At 48.0% G+C, this 21,238-nt stretch carries 13 protein-coding genes, 2 tRNA genes and 1 pseudogene; 4 read left to right on the forward strand and 12 right to left on the reverse strand.

What is annotated here, in order from left to right:
* Positions 1-70: 70 nt before the first annotated feature.
* The 6 genes from J9260_RS10450 to J9260_RS10475 form a co-directional block, all read right to left on the reverse strand.
* Complete coding sequence (locus J9260_RS10450) at positions 71-1,027, reverse strand: ribose-phosphate pyrophosphokinase (RefSeq protein ID WP_210217727.1); 957 nt, start codon at positions 1,025-1,027, stop codon at positions 71-73.
* Positions 1,028-1,058: 31 nt separating this feature from the next.
* A tRNA-Gln gene (locus tag J9260_RS10455) sits at positions 1,059-1,133 on the reverse strand.
* Between the two features lie 52 nt (positions 1,134-1,185).
* Positions 1,186-1,260, reverse strand: a tRNA-Gln gene (locus J9260_RS10460).
* A 25-nt stretch (positions 1,261-1,285) separates the two neighbouring features.
* The gene (gene ispE / locus J9260_RS10465; protein ID WP_246499389.1) at positions 1,286-2,125 is read right to left on the reverse strand and encodes a 4-(cytidine 5'-diphospho)-2-C-methyl-D-erythritol kinase; all 840 of its coding nucleotides are present in this window, start codon (positions 2,123-2,125) and stop codon (positions 1,286-1,288) included.
* A 2-nt stretch (positions 2,126-2,127) separates the two neighbouring features.
* Positions 2,128-2,760 (reverse strand): lipoprotein insertase outer membrane protein LolB, encoded by a 633-nt coding sequence (gene lolB / locus J9260_RS10470; RefSeq protein WP_210217728.1) that lies wholly within the window; start codon positions 2,758-2,760, stop codon positions 2,128-2,130.
* Between the two features lie 41 nt (positions 2,761-2,801).
* The gene (locus tag J9260_RS10475; protein ID WP_210217729.1) at positions 2,802-4,520 is read right to left on the reverse strand and encodes a tetratricopeptide repeat protein; all 1,719 of its coding nucleotides are present in this window, start codon (positions 4,518-4,520) and stop codon (positions 2,802-2,804) included.
* 147 nt (positions 4,521-4,667) lie between these two features.
* Here J9260_RS10475 and hemA point away from each other — a divergent pair, with 147 nt between their 5' ends.
* The 4 genes from hemA to J9260_RS10495 all read left to right on the forward strand — a co-directional run bounded on the left by hemA (position 4,668) and on the right by J9260_RS10495 (position 10,716).
* Positions 4,668-5,933: a glutamyl-tRNA reductase gene (gene hemA / locus J9260_RS10480; protein ID WP_210217730.1), complete on the forward strand. Its 1,266-nt coding sequence runs from the start codon at positions 4,668-4,670 to the stop codon at positions 5,931-5,933.
* 6 nt (positions 5,934-5,939) lie between these two features.
* On the forward strand, positions 5,940-7,019 hold the full coding sequence (gene prfA / locus J9260_RS10485) for a peptide chain release factor 1 (protein WP_210217731.1): 1,080 nt from the start codon (positions 5,940-5,942) through the stop codon (positions 7,017-7,019).
* On the forward strand, positions 7,012-7,950 hold the full coding sequence (gene prmC, locus J9260_RS10490) for a peptide chain release factor N(5)-glutamine methyltransferase (RefSeq protein ID WP_210217732.1): 939 nt from the start codon (positions 7,012-7,014) through the stop codon (positions 7,948-7,950). The genes prfA and prmC overlap by 8 nt, the downstream gene beginning before the upstream one ends.
* Positions 7,951-8,184: 234 nt before the next feature.
* Positions 8,185-10,716, forward strand: coding sequence for an SdrD B-like domain-containing protein (locus J9260_RS10495; protein ID WP_210217733.1), 2,532 nt, complete (start codon positions 8,185-8,187; stop codon positions 10,714-10,716).
* Between the two features lie 274 nt (positions 10,717-10,990).
* Here the strand turns inward: J9260_RS10495 and J9260_RS10500 are convergent, their stop codons facing one another.
* From J9260_RS10500 to J9260_RS10520, 6 genes and pseudogenes are all read right to left on the reverse strand, one after another.
* The gene (locus J9260_RS10500; protein WP_246499391.1) at positions 10,991-14,773 is read right to left on the reverse strand and encodes a DUF5979 domain-containing protein; all 3,783 of its coding nucleotides are present in this window, start codon (positions 14,771-14,773) and stop codon (positions 10,991-10,993) included.
* Between the two features lie 114 nt (positions 14,774-14,887).
* Positions 14,888-15,694, reverse strand: a pseudogene (locus tag J9260_RS18900) (SUMF1/EgtB/PvdO family nonheme iron enzyme); the annotation flags it as partial.
* Positions 15,694-19,356, reverse strand: coding sequence for a pilus assembly protein (locus tag J9260_RS10505; RefSeq protein ID WP_210217735.1), 3,663 nt, complete (start codon positions 19,354-19,356; stop codon positions 15,694-15,696). The pseudogene J9260_RS18900 and the gene J9260_RS10505, both read right to left, overlap by 1 nt.
* A gap of 22 nt (positions 19,357-19,378) precedes the next feature.
* Complete coding sequence (locus J9260_RS10510; protein WP_281419386.1) at positions 19,379-19,813, reverse strand: type IV pilin protein; 435 nt, start codon at positions 19,811-19,813, stop codon at positions 19,379-19,381.
* Positions 19,814-19,838: 25 nt separating this feature from the next.
* A complete protein-coding gene (locus tag J9260_RS10515; RefSeq protein ID WP_210217736.1) occupies positions 19,839-20,360 on the reverse strand; it encodes a pilus assembly PilX family protein in 522 nt (173 codons plus the stop codon).
* Positions 20,361-20,370: 10 nt separating this feature from the next.
* Positions 20,371-21,237 (reverse strand): PilW family protein, encoded by an 867-nt coding sequence (locus J9260_RS10520; protein ID WP_210220771.1) that lies wholly within the window; start codon positions 21,235-21,237, stop codon positions 20,371-20,373.
* Between the last annotated feature and the right edge of the window lies 1 nt (position 21,238).

Consider the following 21,238-nt stretch of genomic DNA (forward strand, 5'->3'; position numbering starts at 1 on the left):
AACTCCAAACAAATGGCTACTGAACGCGACCGGACAGCAACCGAAAAAACCCGCGAACGGGGACTAAAACTTATAACCCTTCAAACAGCGAGCTAACTGACTCGTCCTGATTGATGCGTAAAATGGTCTTCGCTAACACACCGGCTACCGAAAGCTGGCGGATCTTAGCACAATCTTTAATGGTTTGGCTCAATGGAATGGTGTCCGTCACCACGACTTCATCCAATTGAGACTCGGAAATATTGCGTGCCGCATTACCAGAGAACACCGCATGGGTTGCATACGCCACCACGCTCAAGGCTCCGTGTTGCTTCAAAGCAGCAGCGGCATTGCACAATGTACCGCCGGTATCAATCAAGTCGTCAATCAGCACGCAATGGCGACCGTCGACGTTACCGATGATATTCATGATTTCGGATTTGTTCGGCTCAGGACGGCGTTTATCAATAATCGCCAATTCTGCTTCGCCCAAGCCTTTGGCTAAAGCTCGCGCCCGCACCACACCACCTACGTCGGGTGAAACCACCATCGTATTCGGTAAGTTTTTCGCTTTAATATCCGCTAATAACACGCCGGAGGCATAGATATTATCCACGGGCAAATCGAAGAAACCCTGAACCTGGTCAGAGTGCAAGTCAATCGTCAATACCCGGTCAACATGCCCGGTCGAGATCATATCTGCCACCAGCTTGGCAGAAATCGGCACGCGCCGTGAGCGCACCCGGCGGTCTTGACGTGCATAACCGTAATAAGGAATGACAGCAGTAATGCGTCCGGCAGAAGCACGGTAAAGTGCGTCAGCCATGATCAGCAATTCCATCAAGTTATCATTGGTTGGTGCGCAAGTGGACTGCACAATAAAAACGTCACGACCACGTACATTTTCCAAAATCTCAACGTGCGCTTCACCATCGCTGAAACGCTCTGCTTTGACTTTACCGAGGGGAATGCCGAGATGGTCGACGACTTTGTGGGCCAGCTCCGGGTTTGCATTACCCGTAAACACCATCATTCTATCGTCAGACATGATATACCCATACTTGAGTTTTTGAAGCGGATGGCAGGGCTGCCAGGATTCGAACCTGGGAATGCTGGAATCAAAATCCAGTGCCTTACCGCTTGGCGACAGCCCTGTTGAAAACCGATTGATGGTCACGTGACCAATTGTATTTAGACCCAAAGGAATGGCAGGGCTGCCAGGATTCGAACCTGGGAATGCTGGAATCAAAATCCAGTGCCTTACCGCTTGGCGACAGCCCTGTTGAATCTAAAACGTAAACCCTAGCTAATTACTTAGCAATCGTTGCTGTAAAGGTGAAACAACCTGACCTTTTGCAACAAAGCCAAACCACTTTTCCGGCAATCTTTGAAGAATGCTTGTTCCTTCAATTTCACTGGAAACTTCGGCAAACAAGCAACTTCCTGAGCCTGTTAATACCGCTTTGGCGTGTCGCGCTAACCAGCTCGAAGCTTCTGCTACTTCTGGATAACGCTTTTCTACTACTGACTGGAACACGTTCACGCCCAGTCCATTATGGAAGGCGGCTAATTTAATGGGAGGGCAGTTGCGTGTCAAGTCTTCCGCCGAAAATAGTTCGGCTGTAGGCACATGCACACGTGGATGAATCACCACATACCACACTTCTGGCACAACAACGGGGGTTAATTGCTCACCGATACCTTCAGCCCATGCCGCATGACCGCGCACAAACACCGGAACATCCGCACCTAACTGCAATCCCAAGGCTGCCAACTGATCATCATCTAAACCACATTGCCACAAACGGTTTAAACCTTGTAACACCGTCGCCGCATCGGAACTCCCCCCCCCTAAACCGCCCCCCATAGGAATACGCTTCAACACCCCGATGTCTGCACCCAAACGGCAACCGGTTGCCTGTTGAAGTAAACGCGCCGCACGCACGCTCAAATCAGCCGCTTCCGCGACACTGGTCGATGCAGTGGTGCGCCGGATCACGCCGTCAGCACGTACTGCCAAGCTGATTTCATCGCAAAAATCGAGAAACACAAACAAGGTTTGCAACAAATGATAGCCGTCAGCACGCCTGCCGGTAATGTGCAAAAACAAGTTGAGTTTAGCGGGTGCGGGTAGCGTCAACATCATGCTTAGTAGCGCGTCTGCCACTCTTTGGCGATGACTTTCACTTTGGTATTTTCTACCGCACGGCTCAGGTTGATTTTTTCAGGAAGTGCATTCCAGCCGTTGCCTTGCCAGCCGGTGTATTCCACGTGCCAACCGGCTTGTTGCAACATTTCCGGGCGACCTTGAGCGTCCAGTTTCACCTGTTCTACCGCAGAATCAGGCGATGGTATGCCACGTACCCAATATTTCATGCCTTCCAGCGGTAATGACACGCCCATTTGCGATTGCAGCAAACGTTCAGCATTTGCATCACGGTAAGTTTTACCATTAGCCTGCAAAGTGACATCGCTGGACGTGCCCTGTAAATACGCCATAACAGAACCCGTCAACGGATTTTTAATGTTCATTTCGTATTGGTCTTTGCCTTGCTGTAACCAAGACAAGGTGAACGCCGCACTTTGATCACGGAACTGCATCCCGACGCGCCCTTGCAAACGCCATGAAGTCATCCGTGCAAATTCAGTTTGACGCTGCTGCCATGCGGCTTGCGCACTCGCGGGTGTAGCCGTGGTGGTTGGCGTAGCGGCTTTGTCTTGCGTTGCGCACCCGCCTAATAAAGCGGTGCAAAGTGCAAAAACCACGATTCCTTGTTTCATGTTATCCATCCTGAACCTTAAGTGTGACGATTGACCCGATATTATAAACCAACCAGCTTGTCTTTCAGCTTAGTCAGTAGCGGATCATCGGGAAATTTCGCCAGTGTGTCTTTTAATAAACGTTTAGCATCGTCGGCTTTGCCACGCGCCAACAGCACCTCCACCAAGTGACCGGCGATTTCCGGGTCGGGCAAATGTTCGTAAGCTTTACGCAACCACGCTTCAGCCTCTTCTGCTTTGCCGGTGCGGAATAAAATCCACCCCATGCTATCCATCACTGGCGCATCATCGGGAGCTAACACGATGGCTTTACGGATTAAACTTTCCGCTTCGGTGTAACGTTCAGTATTGGTCATTAACATATAACCCAGCGCGTTTAAAACACTGGCGTTATCAGGTTGCAAGCTCATCACGTCGCGTAAATCTTTTTCGGCATCAGCAAAACGCCCCAAACGTTCGGTGCTAAGTGCGCGGTTATACAGCGCGTCGGCATCCAGCGGATTCACCGTCAATGCCTGCGCAAACACTTTTTCCGCCTCAGCGTATTGCTTTTGCTCGTGCAAGAGCTTGCCTTCCATGACTAATAAGCGGGCTTTGTGTACCTCATTGCTCACCGTCGGCAAATACTCGTGTATCCACGCCCGCGCCGGAGCCAAGCCCTCGGTAGCGAACAATAACGCCGTTAAACGCCGCGCTGATTCCATCGCAAATGTGCCTCGCGCGGCTTGTTTGTAAGCAGTAATCGCGTCTTTGGTACGTTTTTGTCCTTCGTGAATTTGCCCAAGGAAATAACTGGCATCGTTGGCTCGTTCCGGCACTTCCTGCAATTTTTTGATGAGTGGTTCCGCCACATTGAATTGTTTTTGCTCTAAATGCAGCAAACCCAGCGTGTATAAAATATCGACGTTTTCGGGTTGTTTCGCGTAAAGCTGTTGGTATAGCGGGGTAGCTTCCGAGCGACGATCTGTAAGAATCAGCATTCGCCCGTAACTGAGTTTTAAATCCCAGTCTTTACTGGCATGAGCAACCGGGCCAAACTCATCCAACGCTTTATTCGGTTGTTTTAAGCCCATTAACGCCTCGGCAATTAAACGCGACGCTTGTTCTTTTTGCGGTTTCGTGCCGCTTTTTTTAGCGACTTGTGCCGCACTTATCGCTTCGTCAAAATGGTCCGAACCATTCGCCATTTCTGCCAAAGCCAGTTGCGCAGGCGCGGATTGATCCACCGTATCCACGTAATGCTTTAATGTGCCATAAGCGTGCTGAGCATCGCGTTGAATTTCCAGCAAGGAAACCATTAACTCAAAACCACCACCGTCTTTCTTCTTCATTTGGTCGCGGATCACTACAAAATCTTTGACTGCGGCTTCGTATCGCCCCGCCTGAACGTGGCTTAAGGCGCGGTATTGACGTGCTTCCAATGAATTGGGGTCAATTTCCGCCCACAACTCCAAAGCGCGACTGACTAATTGCGCATCATCTGCCATTGTCGCTAATTCGGCGGCACGCTGCGCTAATGACGCATCTTTGGCTTGTTGCGCTACCGCAATATAATGTAATGCCGCTTGTCCGGGATTTGCTTGGCGCACATAAATTTCTGCCGCCAAAATATTGTACACTTGATAACTGATCGGGCTGCTAAAAGTAGCAACTGCCGTGGATGCGGGTGTGGATTCTGCGCAAACAACCGTGCCAAATAACATACTTGACACCATGAAAACCCATTTAAGCGTCTGATGAGTCCAAGAAAAACGTTGCATGTCTATCTCCTGAAGGTGCGAGCGCGGGTAGCTATTCATAGTTCGGGGAGATTTTCAGGGTATATTCCCCGAATCACCTTGTAATCGTGCATAACGTAGCAGAAAATTCGCGGTTCTGAAAATTATATCGTTGGTATAAGTGACTGAATGCCTATTCTGATCGTCGGAGTTAACCATAAAACTGCACCTGTCGCCATTCGGGAGAAAGTGTCCTTTTCGCCCGATGCCATGACGCGGGCGTTACACTCTGCCCGTCAGGTTGTGCAGGAAAGCGTGATCCTATCCACTTGTAACCGCACGGAAATTTACGTCGTATGCCCGCCACAGCAATCTGTACAAAGCGTGGTGGAGTGGCTGGCACAATGGCACAGCCTGCCAGTGAGTCAACTGCAACCTTACCTTTACTTGCATCAAGACGAAGCAGCGGTGCGCCATACCTTGCGTGTTGCCTGCGGCTTAGATTCCCTCGTATTAGGCGAACCGCAAATTTTGGGGCAACTCAAATCCGCCCTGCAAGTCGCTACCGAACAAGCCGTCACCGGCAATCACCTCAATCGCTTAATGCAACACGCCTTTTCCACCGCGAAAAAAGTACGCACTCAAACCAGCATTGGCGCGAACCCCATTTCAGTGGCATTTGCCGCCGTTAGCTTGGCGAAACAAATTTTCAGCCAGTTGGAAAAACAAACCGCATTATTAATCGGTGCGGGGGAAACCATTGAGTTGGTCGGCAAACACCTCGCCACCAACAAAATTGGCCATGTATTAGTCGCCAATCGCAGTGTCGATAAAGCGCAAAAACTGGCGGCGGAATACGGCGGCAAAGGCATTAGCCTGCAAGAGTTAGCCGACCATTTACCCAAGGCTGACATTGTAATTTCCTCCACCGCCTCGCCTGTGCCTATTTTGGGCAAAGGCACTGTCGAACGCGCCCTCAAAATCCGCAAACACCGTCCGATGTTTATGGTCGACATTGCCGTACCGCGTGACATTGAGCAGGAAGTCGCCGAACTCGACGACGTTTATTTATACACCGTCGATGATTTGCAATCGGTTATCGAAGAAAATCTGCAATCGCGCCGAGCGGCTGCGGAACAAGCTGAAGGCATGGTTGGTACCGAAACCAGCAATTTCATGGCTTGGTTACGCGCCCAAGATCACATGGATACCATCCGTGAATACCGCGCCCGCACCGAACAGACCCGCCAAGAAACGCTCGATAAAGCCCTGGCGTTATTACATCACGGCAAAACACCCGAAGAAGCCCTGCAATTTTTAGCCCACACCTTGAGCAACAAATTATCGCATGATGCCACGCAAGCCATGCACCACGCCGCCCGCAATGGCGACCACGCGCTGCTGGCTCATGCTCGCGCCCTTTTTAACCTGTCCACCACGGACACTAATGACTGATTGACCGTGAAAGCATCCATCCTCCAAAAATTAGAAAACCTCAACGAACGTTACACCGAAATCGCCGCGCTGCTGGGCGAATCGGATGTCATCGGCGATCAACAGCAATTTCGTAAACTGTCGATTGAATACAGTCAACTCGAACCGCTTGCACAAGGTTTTCGCGCCTATCAACAAACCAGCGATGACATTGAAGCCGCGCAAGAAATGCTCGCTGATCCTGAAATGCGCGACATGGCGCAAGAGGAAATCGAAACCAGCAAAGCGCGACGACTGGAACTCGCCACCGAATTACAAAAGCTGCTATTGCCGAAAGACCCACACGATAACAGCAACGTGTTCCTCGAAATCCGTGCAGGCACGGGCGGTGATGAGGCAGCGATTTTCGCGGGGGATTTATTTCGGATGTACTCACGTTATGCGGAAATCCGTCGCTGGCAAATTGAAGTCATTAGCCAAAACGAAGGCGAACACGGCGGTTACAAAGAAATCATTTCGCGCATTATCGGTCACGGGGCTTATTCGCGCTTGAAGTTTGAATCCGGGGCGCATCGGGTACAGCGCGTGCCTGCTACCGAATCCCAAGGGCGCATCCACACTTCCGCCGCCACCATAGCGGTGATGCCGGAACTCGACGAGGTGGAAGCCACCGACATTAATCCTGCTGATTTGAAAGTGGATACTTATCGCGCATCCGGTGCGGGTGGGCAGCACATTAACAAAACCGAATCAGCGATTCGCATTACCCACTTACCGACCGGGATTGTGGTGGAATGCCAAGATGAACGTTCCCAACACAAAAACCGCGCACGGGCGATGGGCTTGTTACAAGCCCGCATTTTTGAGGGGGAACGCCAGAAACAGGCAGCCGAACAAGCTGAAACCCGCAAAAATCTGGTCGGTTCGGGAGATCGCTCGGAACGCATCCGCACCTACAATTTCCCGCAAGGGCGTGTAACTGATCACCGCATTAATTTGACGCTTTACAAGCTCGAAGAAATCATGACTGGTAGTGTGGATCAGGTGATTGAGCCGTTAATCAATGAATACCAAGCCGACCAGTTAGCGGCATTGGCTGATGAGTAACCCCCAATCCCCCCCATCCCCAACCCTTCCCGGACGCTTAGTCGCGTCGCTTCGCCCCCCGCAAGGGGGGCAGGGAGTAAGAGTACGGGAATTATTGCTTGATGCGGCGCAACAACTAGAAAGTATGTCGGAATCAGCGCGGGCGGATGCGGAAATTTTACTGGCGCATTGTTTGCAAAAATCGCGAACTTGGTTGTTTACTTGGCCTGAACAGAGTGTGTCAACGGCGGGTGAAGCTCACTTTCAGCAATTACTGACGCAACGTTTACGCGGCGTGCCGGTAGCGCACCTTACAGGGCAACGTGAGTTTTGGACGCTGAATCTTAAAGTGACTCCCGATACCCTGATTCCACGCCCGGATACCGAGTTATTGGTAGAAACAGCACTCTCTTTACTCCCTCCAGCCTCAGTGGGAGAACCACCTCACATCCTCGATCTTGGCACGGGAACGGGGGCAATTGCTTTAGCTATTGCCAGTGAACGCCCGGATGCAACCCTTACCGCTTGCGACTTTTCGGCGACGGCATTAGCGGTTGCGCGAGAAAATGCACAGTCGCACGGACTGCATCATGTCACCCTGATTCAATCCAACTGGTTTGAGGCGTTACCCACGCAACGCTTTACGATGATTGTCACTAACCCGCCGTATATTGAAACTAACGACCCGCATTTGGCGCAAGGTGATGTGCGCTTTGAACCGTTAAGTGCATTAACCGCAGGTAATGATGGTTTAGATGATATTCGTCATATCGTGCAGCACGCGCCTGCATGGTTAATTCAAGGCGGCTGGTTGCTGTTGGAACACGGTTACAATCAAGGGGTTGCCGTTACCGCGTTACTGCGTGATGCAGGGTTTACTGAGGTGCGTTGCCTGCCGGATTTAGCAGGCAACGACCGGGTTAGTTTAGGCCAGTGGCTTAACGGAGAATAAACGGCAATCATTAATTAACTTTTGATAATTGATAGGTTAAATATCCTGTGATAACGTTACCAAACAATACATAAAACATGGGGCACAACAATATGACCTACTCGCGTCAACAGTCGCAAGCAAGCAAGCAAGCAAGCAAGCAAGCAAGCAAGCAAGCAAGCAAGCAAGCAAGCAAGCAAGCAATTTAGTTTATTCTTCCTTCTAGCACTTACATCCAGTTACGCAGCCGCTGATGTGTCAGGCATCGTATTTCGTGACTACAATAGCAACGGTATCCGTGAAGATACCTCTGTAGCTGGTGCAAATAACACAACAGGTTCTGACGCTTTTGTTGAACCCTATGTCGCTGGTGTAACAGTTGAGCTATTTAACAACTCAGGGTCACTTGGAATACAACAAACAGATACCAATGGTAGTTATAATTTTACTGGGATACCTGCTGGACCTTATCGAGTTGAATTCAAAAGCTTGCGTCAAGGTGACTTCTCATCTGTTACAGGAACGGGAAATAATACTTCAATTCAGTTCCTTCCATCGGCTGGTGGAACAGCCAATTTTTCAATCAACTATCCAGCAGATTATTATCAACAAACGCCAATTCTAGTGACCCCCCAACAAATTGCTAGAGCTTACAATGGATCGTTCACTGATGAACCAGCCTTAGTTGGCATTCCCTTTTCTTATGGCTCTCCGGGGGGTGGTGATCCTGATACCGTTTTCTTGCCAGAACAACCGGGCGGCTCTCCATTCACCCTAGCAACACACGGACAAATTGGTTCAACGTATGGCACTGCATGGGACAGAAAAAATAACACGCTTTTTGTATCTGCTTTTCAGAAAAAACATACAGGATTTGGCCCTGAAGGTGCGGGGGCTATCTACAAACTTAACGTTGACCCAACAACTGGTGTTGCCGGAACACCCAGCCTGTTTGTTGACGTAGCAGATTTTCCTGGAGTTGTGGTACATAGCTATCATGGAGCAGACTTGAATCTGCAATACGATGCAACAGCAGCAAGTTATGCCGGTAAAGCCAGCCTTGGTGATATGGATATTTCAGATGATCACCGTTTTCTTTATGTATGGGTTTTGAGCGGAATCAATGCTCCCTTTGATAATAAACTACTTGAAATAGAGACTAACACGGGTAACTTGACCAATACGTGGACTCTCCCTAAATCGTTACCGGGTAGTACTGACCCCGGCGATATAAGACCAATGGCGGTAAAATATTATCGCGGACAAGTTTACGTCGGTATTATGAACACCGCTGAAACTACACAAAATGATACAGACATCCACGCTTATATTTATAAACTTGACCCGGCACAAGGGGCAAGCGCGACGTTTGCAAAGGTAGTGCAGTTTGAACCAAATGGCTCCGTCTTGAATAAAGCGATTCCTTGGATAACCCAAAATGTTAGCAATGCAAAAAGACAGTATATGTTTGCTGATATTGAATTCTACGGTGATGACATTATTGCTGGTATGCGTGACCGTATCGGAGATCAAGGAGGGAACGATATTCCGGGAGCTAATTATAACTCTATTACTGAAGGTGATGTGGTAACTTTGTGGTGGGATAGTAGTAGCAATAATTATGTTTTAGAAAACAATGGCAGTGCAGGCTCAAATCGTCCCGGCTCAAATCCCGCTTGGGGCTACCCTGATGGCGAGTTTTACTGGGGGGATGGTTTGAATGACTCTCCTCTGGAAGGATTTTTACATCGTGAGATCAGTATCGGAGGTTTAGCTCAAATTCCAGGCAGGCATTTAGCATTAACATCAATGAATCCTTTTAATCCTTGGAATAGAAAAACAGAGTCTGCGGGTATTCTGTGGCTCAACAATAATTCAGGAAGCCCTGAAAAAGCTTATAGACTTTATGATGGTGGATTAAACAATGATAGTACGTTCGGAAAGGCCAACGGCTTGGGTGATCTTGAAGCACTAGGTACATTAGCTCCTATTGAAATCGGCAACCGTGTGTGGCTCGACACCAACGGTAACGGTATACAAGATGCTGGGGAAAACGGTATTCCGGGCGTATCGGTGGAACTGCGTTCCGGGGCTAGTGTCATCGCTACTGCCACCACCGCAGCGGACGGCACGTATTATTTCAGCAGTGCAACTGGCACTGATACCACCAGCATTAAATACGGACTGACGCAATTGCAACCGACCACAGCTTACACCATTAAGTTCCCAGCCAGCGTAGATGTATCCGGCACAACCTATAATCTGACAACGGCGAACGCGGGCGGTAATACATTGATTGACTCGAATGCTCCCGCTTCCGGTGAAGTGGCTGTGGCAGCCGTAGACATTCCTGTTGCTGGGGCAAATAATCACTCGTTTGACGTGGGGTATAGCTCCATGCCACCGCCAACAGGCTGTACCACCATCACCAACAATGTCAGCATCACTCAATCAGGGGTAAGCGATCCAGTTGCTGGTAACAATAGCGCATCTGCCGCTATACAAGCCAACTGCGCCACTCCAAAAACCGATCTCAAGCTAGTGAAAACAGCTAGTAAGACCACGGTGCGCAAGGGTGATACACTAACCTATACCCTAGTGCTGGAAAACGAAAGTGACGTGGATGCCACGGGTGTTGTCGTCAATGACAAACTACCCAGTGCCCTGACATACGTTGACCACGCGCCAGCGACGGCAAACTACAACAGTACATCTGGTGACTGGACGGTTGGCACAGTCCCCGCCAGACAAACGATGACATTGAACATTAATACCAAAGTCAATTAACCCCCTTCGCATCCGTTCAATCCTGAACGGATGTATTAAGTTAAATTCAAGTGGATCTCAAAACAATTTAGCTGATTCTTACAAAACCAAAACATTAACTCACCTTGGAGCGGCAGATATTCACCCCTTGCCGCTCCACTTTATACCCAACTTATGCAACCACAACATAACTGGCAAATACTGCATCCTGATTCATTTCTCTCCTGCTATTTCATTGCACACTCAACACTCTCGCCACCGAATTGTTAGCGAGGGGTGTTAAATTAAACACTGCTTAGTGATCACGCCAGAAAGCACGTGGCAAGATTTTACCCAAATCCATATCATTACCATCCACTACACCCGGAACCAAACTGTTATTGCTATCAACCAACGGACGGCTCATCCTGCCCACACGCACTTCGACAAATTGCTGAGTACAATCGGTTTTATCCGTGCAATCTTTAGCCTCAGCGGTGCTGGGTTTGTGGAACACCAATTGCGCACCATCCAATAGTTCGTTTTTAGCTGCAACCAGCGCACGCTCTTTACCGCCTTTGCGATCCAAGTCAGCAACCGCCGCCCCGGTAAACAAATCAACCACGTAAGCACGTGCTTTTGCCTGACGGTTTTCGCACGAATCCCCCACCGTTACTGAACCGGGTGTGAAGGTAGTGAATACCACTTTATTCAGGACGGTATTTGAGCTGGCTAATACTTTTTCACCGCTATTCGGCAAGGCATAATACCAGCCTTTCAGTGTCGTATTCGCTGCCAAACCTGTGCCTAACTTGCTGGCATCGTCAATACTTGCCAAGGTACTGTCTTCTTTAATCGGGAATACGCTGCTATCCGGCTTGTTGCTATATGGCGCACGATCAACCATCACGTAAAAACGATCCTGCACACTGGTATCAAGCGCGAACGCACGATTACCGCTACCAATCGACAAGAATAATAGCGTTTTGCCTTGGTATTCCATCAAAGCGACATCCGGTTCAAAGAAGAATTGCCGTTTGGCTGAACCCGTTCCGCCCAATTCAGCAAATTTGCTTAAACGCGCCTTGCTGTAATCGTAAAAAGTGTCCGCACTCGTTGGTTTCAGGTCGTGTAAATCCACATCCATATCAACGCGCCATACAGTCCCGCCAGTATCCGCAAAGTAAAGGCGGTCAAGCGCACCATTACGATCCATATCTAACACCCGAATATCACCGGGGATGCTATGGGTTAACTCGCTGGATGGGGTTAAACCGTCACTCGCGCCGCTAATATCACGTAGCGACCACAACCGATCACCCGTTTCTGCATCGACGATATACACGTTACGGCCTTTGCTCATACCGTAACCACCACCGAATACCAGCACATCAATCAACTCACTGTCATGAGTCGCATTTTCTGTTTTAGGTTTAGCCACACGCATTTTCGCTAAGGCGGGTTTTGACCATGTTTCCCCTAATTCGCTGAAACCACTGGTCTTGTCATTAATGTACCAAACCAATGCGGGTTTACTGGCGTTACTAATATCCAGCATGTAATACGCCGTGCCACCGGTACGTAACCCAAAATACAGGTAAGTTTTAAATGCATCACTGGCATCAACTTTACCATCATTATTGCTATCGTATTGGAAACGCCAAACGTTTAATGCGCCATCAATGCCCGCAACATGTGTATCCGGCAAGGCATTTTCATAAAACATTTTCACATTTTTCAGTAAGGCATTCGGCATAAATGCCCATTTTTCCACACCTGTTGCCGCATCAATAGCATGTAGATAACCCTCGTTAGTCGCCATAAATACTAACGTTGTCGTAGCATCGTAAGACACCAGTTCTGGTTTACCTGTCAACATATCACCCATGTGATAACGCGGCGTGCCATCAGCTTTTTTACCACGGATAAAATCGAGCCATTGATTACGCTCTGGTGCGCCCTGTGCTTCCATCATTGCAGGCGTGACACCCGGTGCTTTCAATTCAATTAACGTTCTGTTGTTTTTATCGGTATACAACTTACGGGCATCCGGCAACGGTAACTTATTGGCAGCACCACCTTTGGTAATATCCTTACCGTCTTTGGTGGTGCTCCAAAAGTCCTGTACCCCATCGTTCATTTCACCAAAAGCATTGGTAACTTCCTTGCCATTCTTATCCACAACACGCCCATCTTTGCGGGCAAACTTTTTCAGATTACCCGACCATAACGGTGTATCGCTGCGTTTAATCAACGGCATGTAAACGTATTCGTTATTTGCCAATAAACTAGCGTTGTCCACACCGTAAGCTGGAGTACTGCCATTGAGGATATTATCTTCCTGCACGATACACAGTTGCTCCAGTTTATTGGTAACCGTCACATCCACTGTTTGATTAGCCAAGATGCTTACCGCGCCCGCTGGGGTAATAACCGGTGTCACATAAGTGTGATCGGTTGGAGCCGTCGGCAACGTGGGTTCACTAACAGTACAAGTGGTATTTTCAGGGATACTGCCAATCAGTTTGCTTGCCCCGTCTTTGAGCAACACGATTTGGTCAAAACTGTTATCGCTACAATCCACCACAATAGCGTAATCCGGGCTGGTAAAACCGGCGGGTTTATCGGTCACCTGCTTGGTCACTCTTAACGAACCTGTTTTCCAGCTCAGGGTATTGGTGACACTAATGGCACTGGGGTTGCTATTGCTCAAGGTGACAGATGCCGGACTAATGATCGGAGCGGCATACGCATATCCCACTGGAGGGACTGGCAAGGTTTCCGTTAATGAACAGGTAATGCCCGCCGGAATATCAGTAATCACTGTATTCGCACCATCTTTCAGCTTCACCGTGCGGTTATAGGTCGCGTTAGAGCACGTAAGATTCAAGTTGTAATCGGGGCTGACAAAACCCAAAGGCTTATCACCTGTTACGGTTTTACTGATAGTCAGCGATGCGCCGGGAGTTACGCATTCATTTACGCCCAATTGGGTAAGACCAAAGTCGTCTCCAGAGTAACTCTTTGCTGCTGAAGTAAACTTGAACTTCATACTATTGGTACTTGCAGTAAAAACATGCTCTATGCGTTTCCAGCCATTTAAAGGCTTACTATTTGCCGTTTCCGCTGCTGTAACTTCGTAAGCACCAAATACAATGTTACCATCTGGTTTTCCAGTTACCCCGCCTGTTCTCAAACGAACAATCGGATTATCTGAAGTGAGGGACTCGTGTACATCAGTAACATAAGCTGAAAATGTATAAGTCTTGCCTACGACTAGTCCACTAACATGCTGTTCCCATACTAAATATTCTGCGGAAGGTGGTCCACTAGGATCACCTGTACCTAAAGCGTTACCATTGGAATAAAACCATGTGTTACTTGATGAAACATTGTTAGCTGGATCACCGGGAAATGGCTTCTGATCAAGAATCCAGCTTCCTTTCTCCAAATAGAAATCACCCTCTATAATAGAAAACTTATTGACTGTACCACCATCACCACCAGTCGCAGGCCAATCCGTCGGGTAGGTGTTATAACCACGATACTGGACTTGAGAATAAAAGTTAGCAGCCGAATAAAAATAACCGGGCGTTGTGTTGTTTTTTCCCGGATGTTGATTAATATCTGTAGACGATGGTGATGTGGTAAATCCACCATTGACTACTAAATTAACAGGTGACGGCACTGTACCTGCCGGACAACTTCCCCCAATCACAGGTGGAGGTGTTGACGGTTGTAACGGATTAGTGACCGTTACTGTTTGCGTCGTGTTATCACCGATAGTAACAGGCTGTGCCATGCTGTATTGCGGCGCACCGTAAGTATAACCGGATGGTGCACCACTAGGCGGCGTTTCTGTGACCGTGCATGTGGTATTTATGGGGATCGAAACCGAGGTAAAAGTTTCGTTATGCTTCAACTGAAAGTTCTTGTCGTAAAGCGTCGTACCATCGCACTTCAACGTGAAGTCAAACAGACGGGTTGAATCCGTAGTACTCCCTGTCACCACTTTTTTAACTGAAATCTTTCCAGACTTCTTCGGCACACCTGCCCAAACACGATAACCCACACTCGGTGACTTTTCATTTGCAGCCAAACTACTTGGACAGTGACTTGGCGCATTAGTACGATGCGAACAATCAATCTGGGTAAAAGCAGAAGCACCTATCACGACCGTAGTATTTAAATTACTTTGCAACGTTGTTTCATGGCGATTCCCCCCCATATCACGCAGTCCCCAAGCATTGCCAGTGCCCTGTCCAACTTGCGCCCACCAAGGCCCATTCGGGTCGTAGAACAAAACTCCCGATGATGCCCCTGTATACATCCCGGTTGAAAAGCTGATACTTGCCTTCGATGGCTGTGAATTACCGGTAGGATAAGTATTCAAGCTCTGAGTTGCCTTATTCCAATACATCGCTTTCATCAGCTCACTTTGAAGCGGAAGCCTTGGTCTAGGGTCATTCGCGTTAAATGATGAAATATTGCTATTGCCACTTGTACCGCTAAAAGTAAATGCGCCTGAATTGACATCTCCGGTTGCTAACCAATTCATATAATGAGCCACTTGATTGAGCGACAAACCATCAATTGGTAAATTCCCAGCATTACTGCTAGAAGTAATATTGACTGCTCCCCCCGTATCAAATGGAGACCTCACCCTCCATTTCCCACCAGAAAATTCGTAAGGCTTCCACATTGATCTTCCCGCACCATGATCACCAACCAGCCCATTGCCACTCGCATTAGGGGCTACTGCATTCAGGAAATTAACCCAGTCCTGAACCGTAATCTGAGTTTGACTTACCATGAACTCATAGTTGACCCCTCCTTTACCTACATCATCAATAACAATCATTTTGTTCGCAAATGAAGGAGGAACATTATTCAACTTACTGAGAGCGTCAGGATGAATTGTTAATGAAGCTGCATTAACATTCACCATTGCCGCCAAATAAATGACGGCAATAGCAATGAAGGTTTTCAACAGTGATCGGTGCGGTGTTAAGGAATTCATTATTCAGTTCCTTTCAATTCATCGCGCCAGAACACCCGTGGCAAAATATCACCCATATTAGTACCAAGAGGAATATTGGTATTATCAATCAAAGGTAAATTCATTTTACCAATGCGCACTTCAGCCACCTGTGTTCCGCAATCACCCGCCTTGCAAGCAGTACCATCCGCTGCTGTAGGCTTGCTGAAAACAACTTGCGCGGCATCTAAGATTTCATTAACGCCTGCAATAACAGAACGCTCGGCATCACCATCCTTACGGTCGAGGTTTACCGCTGCCCCGCCATTAAATAAATCCAGCACATAAGCCCTCGCACTGTTTGGTGGTGCGGAACAAGGGTCAATACCTTCTTCACTGGCAGGTGCAGAAGCGAAGGTTGTAAATATGACTTTATTCATAAAGGTTACAGCCGGAGCTAAGACTTTTTCACCGGTGTTAGGCAAATCGTAATACCAGCCATGCAAAGTAGTTTCCGTTAACAGACTTTTGCTCGCACCAATTGCAGACGTATTATCTGTGCCATCAGCATTAGTCAAACTAACCAGCTTCGCATTTTCTTGAATCGGGAAAATGCTGCTATCAGGCGGACTAAATGGGTTACGGTCAATGAACACGTAAAACCGGTCATCACTTTCACTCAACGGGCGGGTACGATAACCGCTGCCAATGGCCAGTGTTAAGATGGTTTTACCCTGATGCTGCATTAATGCAATATCTGGCTCATAAAAGAACATGCGTTTATTAACGGCGGTTCCGCCTACGTTAGCAAACTCACTCAAACGTGCCTTGCTGTAGTCGTAAAACGTATCTGCACCAGCGGGTAATAAATCGCCGACATCCACATCCATATCCACACGCCATACGTGTCCTCCGGTATCAGCGAAATACAAACGATCTAATGCACCGTTGCGATCCATATCCATTACCCGAATATCGCCCGGAATACTGTCTGTTAATTTCGCTGCTGCACCTGTTACATTATCACGCAATGACCAAACTAACGCGCCAGTATCCGCCCGCACGATATAGACATTGCGCCCTTTACTATCTGCTGCACGAGTAACGCTTGCAGTATTTTCCGTATTTTTTACCGGATCATAACCACCACCAAATACCAATACATCGACCAACTCACTATCATGAGTTGCATTTTCCGGGCTATTTTTAGCTAGACGCATTTTAGCAAACGCTGGTTTTGACCATGCCTGCCCTAACTCACTAAAGCCGGAAGTTTGATCCGTAATATACCAAACGATTTTTGGAGAGGCAATGGTGCTAATATCCAGCATGTAATATTCATTACCACCTTGACGCAATCCAAAATACACATAAGTTTTATAAGGATCTGCGGCATCTAAAACATTATCACCATCGTCGTCATATTGAAAACGCCATACATTCAATGCACCATCAATACCGGAAATATGCTTTTTCGGCTGGGCATTTTGATAGAAAGTATCGACATTTTTCAGTAAAGATTTTGGCATAAATGCCCATTTTTCAACGCCCGTATCAGCATCAATCGCGTGCAAATAGCCTTCATTACTACCAACTATAATGTACGGTTTAGAATCATCTGCGGTAATCAGTTGTGGTTTACCGTTGAGCATATCGCCCATGTGATAACGGGGTGTGCCATCAGCTTTTTTACCACGGATGAAGTCTACCAAATTATCGCGCATCGCATTATCGGATGCTGCCAACCCTAACATCACAGGTGTAACATTGGTTTTATCTAAATTCAGCACTGGCACATTGAGTTTAACATCTGAGGTATGCGTCAATAACTTTCGAGCATCTGGTAACGGGAGTTTATTGGCAGCACCACCTTTAGTGACATCTTTACCATCTTGTGTCGCACTCCATAAATCTTGAGCATTATCTTTAAATACCCCTTGAGCATCGACGGCTTCATTACCATTCTTATCAATTAATTTACCCGTACTATCACGTTTAAACTTCTTGAGATTTCCCGGCCATAAAGGCAATACATTACGGTCAAAAACTGGTATGTACACAAACTCGCTATGGCTTAACAATGAGCCTTGATCCACCTGATAACTTGGTGAACTGAATGAAGAAGCCGAAGCCGTTACCTTATTGATAATACTATTAAAAGCATCCAATAACGTCGCAGTATCCGATGCTTCAAAGAAACCACCTGCCGCTAAAGTGCGCATATAGCTCATTGGATTAAACAACGAAGTCATTACTTGCTGTTCATAATCGGTTAACTCTGCCAATGTCGGTGCGGCTGGCAATGCAGGTTGCAATCCGTCACCCGTACTTTGAAAGATTGGCGTACCAGATAATTGTAATTTAGGCGAAGTTTCATCCTGCACGCGCTTAATCACGTTTTCAAATGCCAGTTTCAAACTATCCGCATCATCTGCTTGTGCATAACCCGCAGGTACACTCGCTAACGCTTTCAAATAATTCGTAGCATTGACATCATTCAAACCAAAACCGATAGCAAAGGTTTGAATAAACTGATCACCATCCAAAGTCGTTGATTGGTCTTCATTTAATAAGAACTTGGTTAACTCAGGCCCGCATGTGCCACTTTTATAACCGTTAGGGCTATCAACGCAGGTTTCAGTGGTCAACGTTGCAATATCAGTTGCAGCCGTAGGTAAAGCATTAATACCGCCGCGTGAGGCACTGTATTCAGGGCGACCATCAGACATCAGTACAATGTAATTTGACTGACATTCTTGTTCTATAGGGGTCTTGTATTTAGCAACGCCCGTAGGTTCACCATCACAAAGCTGTTGGTCACACACTTCAACATTGGTGGGTTTGGGGGTGTCAGTACAATCGTAACGAGGACAAGTGTAACTGGTGCAAGAACCACCCGAAGCATTACCTGCTTCATCAACACTATCAGGAACCCAGCAACAGGCATCATTCGCGACCACACCCCACGTACAAGCATCACGTTGTTCAGTACGACAACTACCCGGCACAATGGTCTGCCAGCATTCCCACCAATCTTTAACGCAACTGGTTATCTCGCCACACGCGCTGCCCGGATCTAAAGTGCCAGTATAACTAGACGGATGTGCAGCTCGTATATGATCAGGAAGCTTGCGCCCGAACAGCACGTCCTCACCCCGGTAATAGCGCGTCGCTTCATACAGTGCGTCCACAATGGGCGTGTAACCATATGCACCCCAATCGCTGGCTACGTCTTTGAGAAACTCACGTACCGGTTGATTCATGCCCTGAGGATTAGGTAAGTTATCCAGCCCCTCTGGAGTACTTGCCTGAATAATCGACATCGCACTACCGTTACCATCCTTATCCAAATCAATCGGCTTCACCGGAAAGCTCACCCCGTTCGCCGCATCCTCCCCATGACCGCCGTAACGCATTAGACCAATGTTCAAATTGGTTGGTGCAGTCGTCAACACTTGGGAAAATACATCCTTCATTACTTCCTGACGACTTTTCCCCGCGCTTAAACATGAAGCGATCACCGTACCTGTTGCCGGATCAGTACAGTTCATACTCCCGGAGTTATCCAACACAAACAAAATGTTAGGATTTGCGGAAGTATTTTGCGCGTAATAAATATCCGTTTCATCCGCCATCAAGGTGGAAGCAAACAACAATGGAGCCAGCCATAACAGCCAACGTAATTTCCGGGGTGTATTTTTCATGGTTGTATTCCCTTATTCCAAGTTACCAACAAACAGTAGAAGCGTTATTACTACTGTCTTTTGCCGACTTCGCGCCGCGCTGATCTAAAATAATACTGTTGCATTTGCTATCACTGGCCTGCGTTTTTCCCGTTACGGGTGTCGCTGTGACCGTAAAGGTGGTTTGCGTAACACCGCTCAGTGCCAAGGTGTATTCACCTTCAGGGGTCGTGGGGCTATTCGAGTCGTAACCCAACCCCGTCAATGTGGTGGAGTAAGTGCGATTCAGCAGAAAGCTGCGTTCCTGACGCTGGAAAACCTCATTCAAACCAACATGTGCATCCGAACGTTTGGCTTTTTGCACGTGCTGCACATAACTGGGGTAAGCAAACGCTGCTAAAATGCCAATAATCGCTACCACGATCATCATTTCAACTAAGGTGAAGCCGCGTTGGGTAGGTTTTATCATTGTTATCATTGTGTTATTCCTAATGAGTAGAGCGTTATGGGGTGGGCGGAACGGGTTTCACAACCCCCTCAACGTGCCTGCTACGTGCGCCAGTTCCGGTTAACATCGCGTTGGCCTCGGTAATAAACACCCGACACGCCAAACCGCCGGTATCCGGGGTCATTTCTGTGGTCATGGCAACACCGCGTAATGGCGGGCAACCTTGCGCACTGCCCATTGTGGCAAAACCGGCGGCGGTCACTCCGCTGGCGGCATCACTATAGCCATCAGCACCGGAAAGCGTGCGTAAGCGCACCACCCCAGCATCCGCACTCGCGGGCAACGCCGTGGTTGATTCCGCTGTGCGTAACACTTCAAACAAACTGGCTGATTTACGCAACATCGAGTCCGCACCCTGAAACGTCAGCATGTACATCATCTGATTACCGGCAATGCGACTGTCCGTACCCGCCATGCGCGAAGCCGCCACCCCAATTACCGTCATCACCAATAAAATCACCAAACCCCACAACAAAGCTGAACCCTGTTCGCGTTTGGCATAACGTGTTTGCTTCATGCTCATTCCTCTAGTTATCCACGACATTGCGCAATTGAATGGTAGTGGTATAAACCGCACGCTGATAACGGTCAGCGGGTGTCGTCACCGTGGCATCCAATAAGTTATAAGTGCGCACCGAATTCGCCTCTAGGACATTACCTAATGAGCGCACCAATAAAGCCACCTTAATACTCACCACCTGTTCCCAGTTTGCCGCACCTACATTCGTTGCATTAGCGAAACGGTCGGCTGTACCGTTACCATCCCCATCAATGCCGTACTGAAATTGGATATTTTCAACCCCATTCACAATCGGCTGACGATTATCCCAATTGGAACCAACCGCGTATAAGATAGGTACAAACACATTGTTGCTATCACGGGTTGTGCCATCATTATCAACATGAAAAGCGTTATAAATCAGACTGGCATTCATATTTGCCGCTTTCCCCACCCGGCACTCATCAGGTAATGAAGCACCCGCAGCATCGGTAAAGAGATTATTGTCACCTAAAAAACGCACACTGATTGCATCGCCGTTAGCATTAAAGGCATCACGAGTACCACGCCCAGTAAAGTCGGTCGCATCTTGAAGATTATTTTTACCGCCACCGCACTCTTGCGACACGGGATTAGGATCGCCATTGACAAAGAAATATGCACCTAACGGTAATTTACTGGGTGTGGCATAACCCGCGTGCTCTAAGTGCTTACGCAACGTTTCCAATGCAGAACGCGCGGACTCATTCATTTGTGAAAGCTCATCGCGCGTTTGGTAATTGCGTTTGCTACTGAAATAAACAGTTCCCACCCCGGCAACCAGCACCAAGCTGACTACCATTGCGATCATCATTTCAATCAGGGTGACACCGTGTTGATATTTATGATTAGACATA

The sequence above is a fragment of the Thiothrix unzii genome (assembly GCF_017901175.1).
GTDB classification, from domain to species: Bacteria; Pseudomonadota; Gammaproteobacteria; order Thiotrichales; family Thiotrichaceae; genus Thiothrix; species Thiothrix unzii.

Excerpts from the sequence above, each read along its gene's own strand:
- J9260_RS10450 (WP_210217727.1), bottom strand. The coding sequence starts at position 1,027 with ATGTCTGACGATAGAATGATGGTGTTTACGGGTAATGCAAACCCGGAG.
- ispE (WP_246499389.1), bottom strand. The coding sequence starts at position 2,125 with ATGATGTTGACGCTACCCGCACCCGCTAAACTCAACTTGTTTTTGCAC.
- lolB (WP_210217728.1), bottom strand. The coding sequence starts at position 2,760 with ATGAAACAAGGAATCGTGGTTTTTGCACTTTGCACCGCTTTATTAGGC.
- J9260_RS10475 (WP_210217729.1), bottom strand. The coding sequence starts at position 4,520 with ATGCAACGTTTTTCTTGGACTCATCAGACGCTTAAATGGGTTTTCATG.
- hemA (WP_210217730.1), top strand. The coding sequence starts at position 4,668 with ATGCCTATTCTGATCGTCGGAGTTAACCATAAAACTGCACCTGTCGCC.
- prmC (WP_210217732.1), top strand. The coding sequence starts at position 7,012 with ATGAGTAACCCCCAATCCCCCCCATCCCCAACCCTTCCCGGACGCTTA.
- J9260_RS10505 (WP_210217735.1), bottom strand. The coding sequence starts at position 19,356 with ATGAAAAATACACCCCGGAAATTACGTTGGCTGTTATGGCTGGCTCCA.
- J9260_RS10510 (WP_281419386.1), bottom strand. The coding sequence starts at position 19,813 with ATGATAACAATGATAAAACCTACCCAACGCGGCTTCACCTTAGTTGAA.
- J9260_RS10515 (WP_210217736.1), bottom strand. The coding sequence starts at position 20,360 with ATGAAGCAAACACGTTATGCCAAACGCGAACAGGGTTCAGCTTTGTTG.
- J9260_RS10520 (WP_210220771.1), bottom strand. The coding sequence starts at position 21,237 with ATGTCTAATCATAAATATCAACACGGTGTCACCCTGATTGAAATGATG.